Annotated in this window: 7 protein-coding genes; 4 read left to right on the forward strand and 3 right to left on the reverse strand. The window is 59.8% G+C overall.

Annotation, left to right across the window (positions count from 1 at the left end; translation table 11 throughout):
- Positions 1-162 precede the first annotated feature (162 nt).
- Positions 163-1,476, reverse strand: a complete 1,314-nt coding sequence (locus tag AB8E48_RS03420; protein WP_368885771.1) for a S1C family serine protease — start codon at positions 1,474-1,476, stop codon at positions 163-165.
- Between the two features lie 374 nt (positions 1,477-1,850).
- Between AB8E48_RS03420 and AB8E48_RS03425 the strand changes: the two genes are divergently transcribed.
- The 4 genes from AB8E48_RS03425 (at position 1,851) to AB8E48_RS03440 (ending at position 8,179) form a co-directional block, all read left to right on the forward strand.
- The gene (locus AB8E48_RS03425) at positions 1,851-2,018 is read left to right on the forward strand and encodes a hypothetical protein (protein ID WP_168167599.1); all 168 of its coding nucleotides are present in this window, start codon (positions 1,851-1,853) and stop codon (positions 2,016-2,018) included.
- Positions 2,019-2,333: 315 nt separating this feature from the next.
- Positions 2,334-4,826: a non-ribosomal peptide synthetase subunit gene (locus tag AB8E48_RS03430; RefSeq protein ID WP_368885772.1), complete on the forward strand. Its 2,493-nt coding sequence runs from the start codon at positions 2,334-2,336 to the stop codon at positions 4,824-4,826.
- A gap of 253 nt (positions 4,827-5,079) precedes the next feature.
- A complete protein-coding gene (locus AB8E48_RS03435) occupies positions 5,080-7,149 on the forward strand; it encodes a TPM domain-containing protein (protein ID WP_368885773.1) in 2,070 nt (689 codons plus the stop codon).
- A 265-nt stretch (positions 7,150-7,414) separates the two neighbouring features.
- Positions 7,415-8,179: a PspA/IM30 family protein gene (locus AB8E48_RS03440; RefSeq protein ID WP_368885774.1), complete on the forward strand. Its 765-nt coding sequence runs from the start codon at positions 7,415-7,417 to the stop codon at positions 8,177-8,179.
- 142 nt (positions 8,180-8,321) lie between these two features.
- Here AB8E48_RS03440 and AB8E48_RS03445 read toward each other — a convergent pair whose 3' ends face one another.
- Together AB8E48_RS03445 and AB8E48_RS03450 are read right to left on the reverse strand one after the other, a co-directional pair.
- Positions 8,322-10,811: an S-layer homology domain-containing protein gene (locus AB8E48_RS03445; protein ID WP_368885775.1), complete on the reverse strand. Its 2,490-nt coding sequence runs from the start codon at positions 10,809-10,811 to the stop codon at positions 8,322-8,324.
- A 1,939-nt stretch (positions 10,812-12,750) separates the two neighbouring features.
- Complete coding sequence (locus AB8E48_RS03450; protein WP_368885776.1) at positions 12,751-13,344, reverse strand: protoglobin domain-containing protein; 594 nt, start codon at positions 13,342-13,344, stop codon at positions 12,751-12,753.
- Positions 13,345-13,386: the final 42 nt, after the last annotated feature.

Raw genomic sequence — 13,386 nt, forward strand, 5'->3', positions numbered from 1 at the left:
AAGAAGCTCCCACCCCGCATATGGGGTGGGAGCTTCTTGTCTATGCGCCATGTGGCACTCTTATTGAACGTTAGAGTTACTGAACGGTAGAGCCGGTTGAGCGGGTGTTTCCCAGCCGCGTTTCTACCCGTTCAAGGCAGAGTGCCTTTTACTTCTGGCTGTTTATTTCTGGCTGTCGGCGTCGCCCAGGGTCACGGTGATGTCCTGGGTGGAGGAGCCGCGCTTGATCTTCAGCTTCAGGTCGGAGCCAGCCGCCGCGGCACGTACGGTGCCGTTGAGCTCTTCGCTCTTGGTCACGGTGTGGCCGTCGGCTTCGAGCACCACGTCGCCGGTGCGCAGACCAGCCTTAGAAGCGGGGCTGTTAGAAGCCACCGAGGTAATCTCAACGCCGCCGGGGATGAGCTTGGAGGAGCCCGAACCGGTATCCGCAGGGCTGTTCTTCACGCTTGCGCCGAGGTAGCCGTGGGTTGCCTTGCCCTTGGAGATAATCTCGGAGGAGATGCGCTTGGCGTAGTTGGAGGTAATGGAGAACGCCATGCCGTCAGCGGCGCCACCGTCCTGGCTTGCTTGGGTCTGCGTGTTAATACCGACCAGTTCACCCTTGAGGTTCACCAGCGGGCCACCGGAGTTACCGTGGTTGATAGGCACGTCCGCCTGAATCATGGGGATGTAGTTCTGGCCCTTCGTGTCAGCGGGCTGCACGCGGTTTGCGTTTGAGACCACGCCGGAGGTCACCGTCTCGGTGCGGTTGTAGGGAGCGCCAAGGGCAACCACGGCCTCGCCGGAGACCAGCTTGGAGGAGTCGCCCCAGGTGATGGGCTGCAGGTCCAGGCCGGAGGGGTTAATCTTCAGAACCGCCAGGTCAGCGGCAGAGTCCAGGCCCACCACGGATGCGGTGCGCACGGTGCCGTCGCTCAGACGCACCTCAATGGTGGATGCGGCGCTGGAAGATTCGAGGGTAGCCACGTGGTGGTTGGTGAGGATGTGGCCTTCCTTGTCGAGGACAACGCCGCTACCGCCACCGGAGGTGGAACCATTCGACGCCATGACGGTCACGGTGGAGGGCAGGACCTTCTTCGCGGTTTCTGCTACGCCTGCCACGGTGGAAGAGTTGCTGATATTGGAGCTGACGGATCCGCGGGAGGAGGTGCTGGTGGAGCTGTTGTTCGATGCCGCAATGCCGCCTCCGACACCCGCACCGACGCCGCCGCCAACGAGGGCAGCGAGCAGCGCCGCGGTGAGCACAACGCCGGCGCCGTAACGCTTGTTATTGCCGGTGTTCTGGGGCGCAGATTGCGCCGAAGCAACCTGCGCGGCCGCTGCCTGAGGGTAGGTGTATCCGGGAGAGGCGTATGCCTGCGGGTACGCGTTCTGACCCTGCTGGTAGCCTGCCTGCCCATTCACGTTCTGCAGGGGACGGGTTGCATCAGTGACGCCATCATTGCCGCCGTGGGACCATCCGTTGTTTTGAGTCATGAGTTCTCCTAGAGTCGCGCATGTGCGTCACCCTGGGCGCACGCTATCTTTCTACTCTAAATGGTGTTTCAAAGCGTTCGATATCTTTTCGCTGTTGGTTTTCGGGGAGTTCCCTGGGAATTTCTCCCAATTTTTTCACTCAGTGCAGATTTGCTGGCATGGGGCGCTCTGCCATCCCGCGGAAGTTAGCGTTATTTTCTAAGCTTTGTTCGCTATTTTTCGTCGCTCTCAGGCTTTTAAAGCACTCGGTTTTTCTCCATGGTTTACACAGCATGATGCGTCCGCATACACAGCTTCAGCACAGAGTCGGTCCGTAATGTTGAAGACACGTAGGAACGAAAACCAATGTAAAGGACAAACACGAGGAGAAACCCATGATGATCGGAACCCTGATTTTCTGTGCGGTCTTGGCAAGCTCCATCGGTATCGGTGCGGGTATTGTGGCTTGTTGCTCGGGAATGGTGTACCGCCGTCATCGTGCGGAGAAGGCCTCCGAGCTGGCGCAGCCGCTTGCCACCCACGCATTGACCGCCGGCAGGTAGCGCATAGAGTTTGATAGTTTTCCGGGGCAGGAGATGAGAGCCCTGCACCGGAGGGGTGAGAATCCCCAGTATGTCCCGAAGGGTCGGTGTGAGGACCGGCCCGGGTGTGATAGTGAGTTGAGTGATGATCGATGCGGCGTGAGCCCCTGCATGAGGGCTTGCGCCGCATCGTCTTTTAACTGTGATGCGGATGCGGGAGGCACTGGCGGAAAGCACTGGCGGAGAGTACCCGGCGCCCCGGCTACTTCCCTTTTAGTATGCGGTAAGGCAACGGTACCGCGGGCGTTCAGGGGACAGCTGGGTTATGGTGAAGTCATGAGGATTATTTCTGCTGTTTTCGCTCTTCTTGGCGCGCTTCCGACCCTACCGGCGGTGGCGTCTTCGCTGGACGGCGCAACCCGCCTGTACGCGCTACTTTTGTTTGTACTGATCTGCGCGGTGGTGGCGTTGTTCGCGTCGTTGAGCCCGTCGCGCCGTCGTGCGCGTGAGATTAGGCGGCAGGTATTGCAACAGCAGCAGCAACAGCAGAACCAGGCGATGAATCAGCAGGTTCCCCCTCACCAGGCACCCAATCAGCAAGTACCCCCTCAGCAGGTACAGGGTGCGGTGAGCTACCCGATGCACTACCAGCCGAAGCCGGCACAGCCCGGCAGTAGCGATCAGCAGTCGGCGCAGGGTCCTGTTCAGAACCAGGTACCAAACCCCGCGCAGGCCCCGGTATCTGCAGCGCCCCAGGCACAGTCCCCGAGCTCCCAGCAAGATCAGGCTGCCGAAGCTCAACAGGCTCAGGCACAGCAGGCTCAGGCGCCCTCGCCTCACCCTGCCTCACCTCAGCCTCCTCAGCCGGTGGCGGCACCGTCCCCGCTGGAGCCGATGCAGGCGGGCGGTGCCTCCGGCTCATCTTTGGTGCAGAACCATTCAGCAGAAAGCCAGGAGCAGCAGAGCATGTCCCAGAACACCCCGGCGCAGCCTGAAGAGCGCCCGCAGCAGGAGGCTGCCCAGCAGGCTCCCAAGAGTAACCCGGCACAGAGTAACCCGGCGCCTTCCGACCATTTCTCTTTGAGCACCAACTTCAAGCTCATTCCCCCTCTAGAGAATGCACAGCGCAGCCGCTACCCCATGGTGCTTTCTGTCAGTAAATCTGAGGATGAAGTCTTTGCGCTGCCGTCGATTAGCGGTGTGCCGCAGCATCTGCTGGTCGGCACGCAGGAGAATCATGTTCCGCTGAATCAGCGTCAGCGCTGGGAGCAGGTCGAGATCCTGGAGAACTACCTCATGCGTGCGGTCATGAATCTGCAGACGCTGGAGCGTGCGCAGGTTTCTCCGCTGCACAGTTTCAAGGAGACTGCTCAGGCTGACCGCGCGGTACTTGCCGCCGGGCTGGAAGAGACCATCCGGACGTCTCGGCTGAAGCTGAGCGGGGCGTTGGAGTTCTATACGTCCCTTCCTCGTCTGGCGGAGGCGCCGGGTTCTTTCGCTTTTGCCCGTGACCACGCGCTCTCTTTGAGCGCCACCGTCATTAGCCTGACGGAGGAGTGCTTTGAGCGTACCTTCCGTTGGCGTCTGCTGGAGGATGCCCTCCCGGATTCTTTGAGCGACCGCCTGTACGCGGTGCGTTATCTGCGTGAGAGCGCCCAGAAGCTGGCTGCTTTTGTGGAGCTGAGCGATTTTGACCGCGCTATGCAGCTTGCCGAGACCTGGAAGAAGACTGCCCGTAAGGATTCGAAGATTGATGAGGGCAAGCTCTGGAATGAGATGACCGAAGTCGCCTTTGACGTTCTGCCCAAGTTGCGAGAGCGGGCGTTGAAGGGCGTGCAGTCTACGTTGGAGTTTAGCGAGCTTTTCTACCGTTCCGGCGATGATGGTACGCACCGTATGCTCCGCCCGGAACAGCTAAGCGAGTTTGAGCTCAAGGGCGTGCAGTCCACGCTGGAAGAGCGTCTGGAGAAGGTGCGTCTTGAGCTTCAGGATGCGGAGTTCTGCGCTGCGGTCTTGAGCTTGCAGGCGCAGTCCGTCATTGAGCTTCTGGAGGAGCTTCTGCAGGTTGAGCAGGAGGGCGTTCTGGCGGAGGTCGTAACCGATTTGCGGGCGCTCGCTCATTACTCGCCGCACCTTGCTGAGCTACCCATTGAGACGTTGATGTACACGCGCGAACAGTACGCCCCCGATGGGGAGGATCTGCCGACCGTTGGCGAGCGCATCCGTTCTCTCTCGAGCGTTCCCGAGGTTCTGGCGTTCGTTCACTACGAGGGCACCAAGCTTCTGCTGGGTAGCGTGGATCAGAGCGAGGCATCTTTCGAGGAGGCTCTCTCCGAGGGTCTGCTTTCGGAGGCGATGGCGTTCTCTTCCATGCCGCTGTCGGTATTGCGTACTCATTCGCGGCTTCTGCAGCAGGTGCTTCGCTTGCAGAATCTGCGGTTGAAGCTGGCGTGGGTGAGTAGCTGTAGCGGTTACATGCCTTTGAGCCTGGTTGAGCGGTATTACGTCGGCCCCTCTGCCGGAGATGAGGATTTGAAGGAGCTGACCGAAAATATTGAGGCGCTCGCTGAGCTTCTGGACGCCCGCTCCAGCTCCCGGGAGTATAAGGGCCGTGACGTGCCGGTCCCCCGCATCCTGTGGTCGCAGATGCGAAAGCAGGCAGAACGCAGTTCTAGGTTGCTGAATACGGTGCAGTTCTTGGGCTGGATGTTCGCCTCGTCGTCGCGGGTGCAGGTGGTGAACGGCATAGCACAGAGTATCCACGATGTTGATGCCGCGGAGGTAGTGGAGCATCTGATGAGCAATCTGAAGATTGCGCGTCGGCGCTAACTGTCTGCATAACCGGTGAGCCGGGGTCTGGTGTGAGGCTAGACGCCGGTTTTCCTATATACCGGCTTTCCTGTATAAACCCTGGGAAGTCGGTAAACGGTCGGCAAACAGCGGCGCAATATTCTCGTATCTGTGCCGTTGTGCCCCTGTGCCACCGCTACACTAATAATGTGACCAGCACTAAGGTGTGCGATGAACAAGCACGCCGTGAAGTGCCGGTCCGTTCATACTTCACGACAACGGAGGAAAGACCATGACCGAGCACGCCTTTGCGCGTCAGATTCGTCCCGCACGCCCTCGCCTGCGCACTATCTTGGGTGCCACAGTGCTGGCGGCAGGTCTTTCTTGTGCACCGGTGGTTTTGCCGGCTGGTTCTGCATTTTTGAGCACGTCGGCGCAGGCTGCTGACCCGATGCAGATTACGGGCACCACCGTGTATGATTCCACGAACTCTTTGGGTGATACCGCTACCCTGAAGTCTAAGATTTCGGCTCTGTCGAAGAAGCACAACGTGGATTTGCACGTGGTGGTGATCGATAAGTTTGAGAACCCGTCTACTTCTTCGAGCTGGACGAAGGCGCTGGCTACGAAGAACAACTGGGGTTCTGCCGATGTGGTGCTGGTGATTGCTACTGAGACTCGCCAGGCGTATTTCTTGGCGGGTAGCACGAAGACCCTCTCGAGCGATCAGCAGACGAAGGTGTACCAGAACTACATCAAGCCGAAGCTGCAGAACAGCGATTATTCGGGTGCGGCTCTTGCTGCGGTTGAGGGTATCGAGGCTCAGAAGGGCGGTAGCTCTTCGGGCGTGGTGACCGGTGTGCTCGGTGTGGGTGCAGCGGCGACCGTGGGTGCCGGCGGTTATGCGATGTACCGTCGCCGTAAGAAGAAGAACACTCAGCAGCAGCCTCAGCGTTCCTACGGTGCGCCTCGTAACTACTCCCCCATTCCGGAGGTTCCGCTGGAGGAGCTGCGTACCCGCGCCGGTAGCGCCCTGCTGCAGGCTGATACCACGATGAGCCACGCGAAGCAGGAGCTGGAGTTTGCGCGCGCCCAGTACACGGACCAGCAGGTCGCCGAGTTCGCGCAGGAGATTGCGCGCGCTGAGGATCTGATGCGTAAGTCTTTCCAGCGTCAGCAGCTTCTGACCGACAGCATCCCCGATACCGAAGCTGAACAGCGTGCGTGGCTGACTGAGATTATCGATAATTCTCAGGAAGTCACCCGCATTGCCCAGGAGCAGGACGCTAAGCTGGCTCAGTTGCGCAACCTGGAGCAGGAGGCACCGCAGGCTATTGAGGCTCTGGCTCAGCGCCTGCCGCAGCTGCGTGCCTCGGTAGAGGAGATTGCCGCCCAGTACCGCGCAATGAAGGAGCGTTACCTGCCCAGCGCGCTGGAGCCCATTTCGAAGACCCCCACCCTGCTGGACTCGAACATGGTGTTGTGCGCTGCGGAGCTTGAGAAGGCCCAGGCGACCGTTAATACCGCCCGTTCGGAGGCGGTTGCTCACCTGCGCACCGCTGAGGAAGCTGCCTCGCAGATTCAGGCTCTGGGTGCTGCGGTCAATACCCGCGCGCAGGAGCTGGAGCAGGCTCAGCTGGGCCTGAGCACCGACCTGCTGAGCATTCAGCGTGACGTGGCTGAGGCGAAGAGCCTCGCGGCATCTCAGCGTCGCGATGATTTGGGTGCGGTCGCCGCCGGTATGGAGGCGGTGCTCAACCAGGTCAACCAGAGCGCTTCGGCTCGTCCGAATGACCCGCTGACTCTGGCGAACCAGTTGCGTCAGCTCTCCGCCGAGCTGGATAAGGCAATGACGAATATGCGTGCTACCCGCGAGCGTTCCCGTGCGGCGGAGCAGAACCTGGACCGTACGATGCGTTCCGCATACGCTGCGGTGAACGGCGCGCGTAGCTACATCAATAACCGCCGTGCGGCGGTGGGTCCGATGACTTTGACCGCTGTCTCTGAGGCGGAGCGTCACCTGGGCCAGGCTCAGCGTCTGGCTCCTTCGGATCCGCTGAACGCGATGAAGGAAGCCAACATGGCTATCCAGAAGGCGACCGACGCGCAGAACCGTGCTCAGAGCGAGGTCGGCAACTACTACAACAACCAGAACGACCGCGGCGGCGGTAGCTTCGGCGGTGACCTGGCGAAGGGCCTGCTGCTGGGCGCTCTGATGACCGCGATGAACTCCGGCACCAGTAGCTGGGGTAGCAGCGGCGGCCACAGCAGTGGTGGTAGTAGCGGCGGCAGCTGGGGCGGCGGCTTCAGCGGCGGTGGCGGCGATTGGGGTAGCGGCGGTGGTGACGGCGGTAGCTTCTAACCGCCTCCGATGCTACCGATTCTGTCGGTCGGTTTCTGTAGGTTTTTCTACAGTCTGACCGGCGGGGTGGATAGCTTACCTCACCGCTTTCTTCCCCAGTCGGAAAACACCTGAGGTAATTTACCAAAAGTTTAGGTTGCAGAAATCAGGCGTGCATCATTTTCACAGCATGCACCCAGAAATCTGCCACATAATTAGTTATACGGGCACGGCTCACGAGGAGCGTAGTGCTCCCCCGCAGCCCGTGAACAGAAAGTAGGAGATTATGGCTAAGCAGACCATCTTCGGCCGTATTGCACAGCTCGCTAAGGCAAACATCAACGCTCTGATTGATGCAGCTGAGGACCCGGAGAAGATGCTGGACCAGATGGTTCGTGACTACACCAACAACATCCGCGAGGCGGAGGCTGCAGTAGCACAGACCATCGGCAACCTGCGTCTGCTCGAGAAGGACCACGCTGAGGACGTCAAGACCGCTCAGGAGTGGGGCACCAAGGCTCTGGTAGCTTCTAACAAGGCTGATGAGTTCCGCGCAGCTGGCGACGTCGCCAACGCTGACAAGTTCGATAACCTCGCGAAGATTGCTCTGAACAAGCAGCTGCTGGCTGAGAAGGCTGCGCAGGCTGTTGAGCCTCAGCTGGCTTCTCAGACTCAGGTTGTCAACCAGCTCAAGGACGGCCTGGAGAAGATGCGCTCCAAGCTTGAAGAGGTCAAGTACAAGCGCGATGAGCTGACCGCACGTCAGAAGACTGCAGCAGCTCAGACCCAGGTGAACGACGCTCTGAAGGCGTTCGACGTTCTGGACCCGACCAGCGAGATGAGCCGCTTCGAAGAGAAGGTTCGCCGCGAAGAGGCACGCGTCATCGGTCAGCAGGAGCTGGCAGCTTCCTCCCTGGACGCTCAGTTCAACACCCTGGACCAGATGGAGCGCGACACCGAGCTGGACGCTCGCCTCGCCGCTCTGAAGGCAAAGAACGCTCCGGCAGCTCCCGCTCCCCTGGCTGTGGAAGCTCCCACCCAGACCCTCTAAAAGGTCCGGTGAAGAGTTCCCCAACAGGGAGCTCCCCAGATAAGCTGTTCTAGCTGACCTGGCGGATGTAGCACATAAAAGAACCGCCCCGTTCCTGAAGATCAGGAGCGGGGCGGTTCTTTATGCGTTAAGGGGTGCGAGCCTAGTTCGCGTAAATGTACAGGTAGCCTGCCATTGCGTCGCGGGTGATGGCTGCCGAGGAGGTCGAGCCGGTACCGATACCATTCGAGGCGGTCCAAGCCAGAGCCTGGGACGCGTAGCCGCCCTGGGCCTGTGCCGGGGAGCCAGCAGCACGGTACATGAACTCAGCCATGGTGGACTCGGTGACAGCCTCCAGAGGACGGAAGTCGCTACCGGTGATGCCCTGCTGGCTCAGCCAGAAGATTTCCTTGTACGCGGGGTGGTTGACCGGAACGTCGTTGAACGGCGAAACGGCCGGTGCGTTCACGGCGGGGCGACCAGCCACGCGGTACAGGTAGGTTGCCAGCTGCGCACGGTTAACCGACGCGTTCGGGCGGAAGGTGCCGTCCGCGAAGCCGAGCATGATGCGGTGATCAGAGTTCCAGCTGATCTCGTTGTAGTTCGGGTTCGAGTCGGACAGGTCGCTGTAGCCCAGCGCGGGGGTCTTGCCCGCGAAGTCCAGGGAGGACGCCAGGATGTGCGGCAGGTCGTAGTCGTGGTGGCTGAAGCCGTCAATCAGCTTCACACGGGCGTCAGAGAAGCCCGCGCCCAGGTATGCGTTGTAGCCGGACTCGACGGCGCCTCGTGCGCTCCAGGTGACGGGGTTGGTGTTACCGGAGGTATCCTTCGCGCCAACCCACCAGTACATCGGGGATGCCTTGGTGGTTGCGTCAGCGTCCACGGAGCCGTCCGAGTCGCCGCCTGCGACCATGATGGAGCCGCCGCCGTTACGCCAGGAGGTGTTGTGGTCGGTCAGCTCGTAGGTGATGAACTCAGCGCCACCGGAGTAGCCCATGGTCCACACCTGGGAAGCGTCCAGGTTGTTCTGGCTGATGAAGGACTTCGCGAAGGAGCGGAAGAACTCGCCGTTAGCGTCCATATCTTCCCACCAGGTGATGCCGTCGCCGGATGCGTTGGTATCCGGGGAGATGACCGGCACGAAGACCATGTTACGGGCGTTAGCGATCTTGCCCATTGCCGCGAGCATGCCCTCATCGGGGGTGTAGACCTTGGACTCGTCACGCTGCCAGTAGTCGCCGTCGAAGTAGAAGACAACACCAACGGGCTTGGAGTAGTCCAGGTTGTTCGCGTACACGTGGTACTGGGAGGTGGTGCCCGCCGGGGAGGTGTAGCTCTGGTAGGTTGCGGAGCTCATGGTGCGGGCGCGAGGGCCGGAGGTCTGCTTCTGCTCAGACTTCTGTTCGGTCTTCTGTTCAGCCTTGGGAGCGGCGGTTGCCTTGCCCTTAGTCAGCGAGTTGCTCAGAATCTGCGAGAAGTTGTAGTCGAAGTGGCCAGAGCCGTTCAGCACGGTTGCGGAAGCGTTGGTGTAGCCGGCGTTGCGGTAGGCGTTGTAGCCGCCCTCAACGGCGCCTCGTGCGCTCCAGGTCTGCGGGTAGGTCTCGCCGGTGCCATCGTTCGAGTTTGCGTACCAGAACATGGGCTGGGACTTCAGCGCAGCCGAGGGGGTGCCCTCGTCCAGGCCGCCGCCAGCGATCATGATGGAGCCGCCGCCGTTACGCCAGGTCTGGGGCTTGGTGTTCAGCTCGTAGGTGATGAACTCTGCGCCACCGGAGTAACCCATGGTCCACACGTTGGAGGAGTCCACGCCGTTAGCCGCAATGAAAGAGGAAGCGAAGGAGCGGAAGAACTCGCCGTTACGATCCATGTCTTCCCACCAGGTCACGCCTGCATCGTAGCGGTTAGCGTCCGGGGAGATGACGGGCACGAAGAGCATGTTCTGTGCCGCAGCGGATGCAGCCATCTCAGCCAGCTCGCCGGAGGGGTCGTAGACCTTGGACTGGTCGTTACGCCAGTAGTCGCCGTCGAAGTAGAAGACCACGCCAACGGGCTTGGAGAAGTCCACGCCCTCAGCGTAGACGTGGTACTGCGAAGTGGTACCAGCCGGGGAAGTGTAGGACAGGAAAGTCTGGTTGGTGCGGGTTGCCGCCACACCGGATGCCGCCTGGGTAGCCTGTGCGGTCTGCGCGGGCTGAGCGGCGGGGGTTGCAGCATTCTGGGTAGCTGCGGGGGTCTGTGCAACCTGTGCCAGGGTCGGCTGAGCGGAAGGCTGAGCCGCCTGGGTAGCCTGAGCAGCCTGTGCGGACTGGAAGGTAGCCGAGGGGGTCGCCTGCTGAGTTGCCTGTGCGGGCTGGGTAACCTGGGCGGTGTAAGTCTTCTGGATGGGCTGAACCGCAGTCGTTGCGGGAGCCTGCTGAGTCTGCTTTGCCTGTTCAGCCTGCTGGCGGATCTGCACAGCAACCTGAGAGAGGGTCGGCTGCACGGTGGAGGTGAACAGAGACTTCGGAGCCTGGGATGCGGTAGCTGCGCCGGGGATGTCCTGAACGACAGGTGCGAAAGCAGAAGCGGGTGCGACCAGGGTGCTACCGAGCACGGAGGGTACAGCGATGGCTGCGAGAGAGCCAGCCTTAACAGTGCGGGGGCGAAGTGCCATGGGGTTGTCCTCGTTGTTGGTGTTTCTGGGGCGCGAACGCCCGTGAGTGGTTGAGTGATAGGTGGTCTATAGGTGAGAAGTCCTATAGGCGGTCGGCCTGCGGATGTGATGCCGCACGAGACGCTTCCATCAACCATCCCGTGTGTATTGCGGGGATGTCCTCATGTGATGGAGGGGTGCGGTGTTGATCCGGAGAGCTACGCGGCGGACCGCGGTGACCACGTACTCAAAGCTACCAGGTCAAAAAGCCTTTTCCAGCGGTTTTTTGGGGCTATTTTTGGGTATCGAACAAGATTCAATCTTAACAAGAGCTTTTTCTAAGCTTCTAGTTTAACTTGAATCACCCTCAAGTAGAGGTTGAATGGGCTATTTTTCCTTGATTTTCCGGGGTTTTTGAGCGTTTTTTGAAAGAGTTTCAAAAAACTCTACAATTAACTTGAATGTTTCGTATGTGATTACAATCACTTTCAGAGTGAATTGTTGCACTCGAAGCCCAATTTTTGCCAAAAACCGCGGAATTCCGGGGCAAAACGGGTGATTTCCAAGCCCGGAATATAGGCACCTTTCGCATATTCCACTTTGAGAATGCACTTTGAGGCAAAAACAGCCCCCTCGCCACTCTCCCACCCAGGCATCCTATCGGACCCCTCATCACGCTCTTGAGACCCGCCCCAGAGCCCCCTTCAGGACCCCTTTCAGATCCCCTTTCAAGGAGCTCAAAAGCAGCGTCTCAAGAAGGCGTAACCACCCTCCAGCAACCGCTCGGAAGTGACTCCACCACCCCCATGGGCACACCCGCTTGAAGCCCCGATAGACGGACTGAGGAATACCTCGAAAGACGCATCGGGAGACGTTCCGAAACCAGTCCAGGGTACTTTCACGACGGTTCTATGAAATTCCGTGAGGAGGTTTCAAGAGGGGTTTCGAGAGGCCGAAAGATCCACCTCAAGCACCCCGGAAGGGGCAGCAGGCTGCCCCCCCCCATCAGTCTCCCCGAAGCACCGCCCCGACAAGGTTCAGAAGACCCCCTCCGCAGATTACAGAAGGCAGGAGATACGGAGAGGCAGGAGATATAAAGAAAGCCGCCCAGCAGGCGGCAGAAAGGTAGCACAAGAAGAAGAAAAGTAGGCGGCAAATGAAGACAGGTCGCCGACAGGAAAGGTGCAGGAAGGTGGCGAAAGAAGGCAGACCGGCGGTCGGAAGGTGACGGGAGGACAGCAGAAGGAGACAGGTCGGCGGGAGTACGGGTTTTAGGGAATAAAAAAACTCCCGATAGCTAAGCTATCGGGAGTTATCCGTTGCGGGGACAGGATTTGAACCTGCGACCTCCGGGGTTTTTACTAACGTCGGTGAAACGTGCATAGCTATACTTCACTTGGAAAAGCGTATGTGAGGATAGCTGCACTTCCAACGGATAGGTTTCCAAGTGACGGCAAAGCGAAGTCAGCGTTTGCTAAACTGTTCTATCGAATCCCAGTTTGAGATCGGTCCTTGCAAGTTCCACACCTTCGTTTTATTCCGCTATCACGAAGGCTATTTCCGGCTCTTCCGAGTTGAGTGTGGGTGACCAGGTATTGGTCGGGGGTTGTGGGTAGAGGTCGAGGTCCTTGATGATGAGCGGACTTCTACCACCGCGATCTTCAAAGGACCTCCTGTTGACTTCTTACCGTGACGGATCATGGGGCAGCCACACACAGAGCACGATGCAGTATTCACAGGAACGAGGCAAACACGACCAACTGAAAGAGTGACTTTCCCGCACCAGAAAGCCGAAAAGTCACCCAACCAGCAACACGTAGTGTCCTATAACCCAGAAAGAAAGCTCTCCCTGGAAGCCACTGAGGCTTCCAGGGAGAGCAGTCAGAGAGTGCGAAAGACGAATACACCGCTATCAAGCGTGAGGCGGCCGATGGGGGAGTCGTAGGTGGCGAGCGCCGGATCAGAATTGCTCGGGGTGATCGCGGTAGGCATACGCCCACACTGTCACGGCGACAGTCACAGCGCGAGTCCACGCGTCACGGACAGCGTCCAGTTCTGCGCCCTCGAAGCCCTCCGCCAGGAGACGGTGCCCGACCTCCACAGTCGGCGCGATGAAGGCGAGCACGTAGCGCAGAGGCACGAATGGCGTCGAGTCCGCCCCATCCGCCGCGTTCTTCGCCGCGGTCATGTGTCGAGCTCCGATCAGGTACTGGTAGTCCAACCACGCCTGATCCCGCTCGCGCGTGCACATGTCGATGACCCACTGGGCGAATCGGGGCTTTGACGCCTGCGCGTACTCGGGGTTCGGCTGTCCATCCGGATGCGCGGAATGTGCTGCCAGGTAGGTCTTTTGAGCCAAAATCCCGCGCCACGTGTCGACCATTTCCATGGCATGCGGCGCCAGGATGGGTTCTGCTCGCGCGAGCAACTCTGCGTCACCGGGCTGGACGTGCGCGGCGCCTTCAATCTCGCGCAGGTCTTCGAGTGTGAGCGGAGACGTGGGGACGGCATCGGTGCCGTAGGTGTACCCCGACGAGTGGTCGTAAGCGGTCATACGAACCTCCTTGAACTTATGCGTCAATTGTAGAACGTGCTC

It is taken from the genome of Rothia mucilaginosa (assembly GCF_964211445.1).
GTDB classification, from domain to species: Bacteria; Actinomycetota; Actinomycetes; order Actinomycetales; family Micrococcaceae; genus Rothia; species Rothia mucilaginosa_E.

Coding starts and splice junctions, on each gene's coding strand:
- AB8E48_RS03420 (WP_368885771.1), bottom strand. CDS start 1,476: ATGACTCAAAACAACGGATGGTCCCACGGCGGCAATGATGGCGTCACT.
- AB8E48_RS03425 (WP_168167599.1), top strand. CDS start 1,851: ATGATGATCGGAACCCTGATTTTCTGTGCGGTCTTGGCAAGCTCCATC.
- AB8E48_RS03430 (WP_368885772.1), top strand. CDS start 2,334: ATGAGGATTATTTCTGCTGTTTTCGCTCTTCTTGGCGCGCTTCCGACC.
- AB8E48_RS03435 (WP_368885773.1), top strand. CDS start 5,080: ATGACCGAGCACGCCTTTGCGCGTCAGATTCGTCCCGCACGCCCTCGC.
- AB8E48_RS03440 (WP_368885774.1), top strand. CDS start 7,415: ATGGCTAAGCAGACCATCTTCGGCCGTATTGCACAGCTCGCTAAGGCA.
- AB8E48_RS03445 (WP_368885775.1), bottom strand. CDS start 10,811: ATGGCACTTCGCCCCCGCACTGTTAAGGCTGGCTCTCTCGCAGCCATC.
- AB8E48_RS03450 (WP_368885776.1), bottom strand. CDS start 13,344: ATGACCGCTTACGACCACTCGTCGGGGTACACCTACGGCACCGATGCC.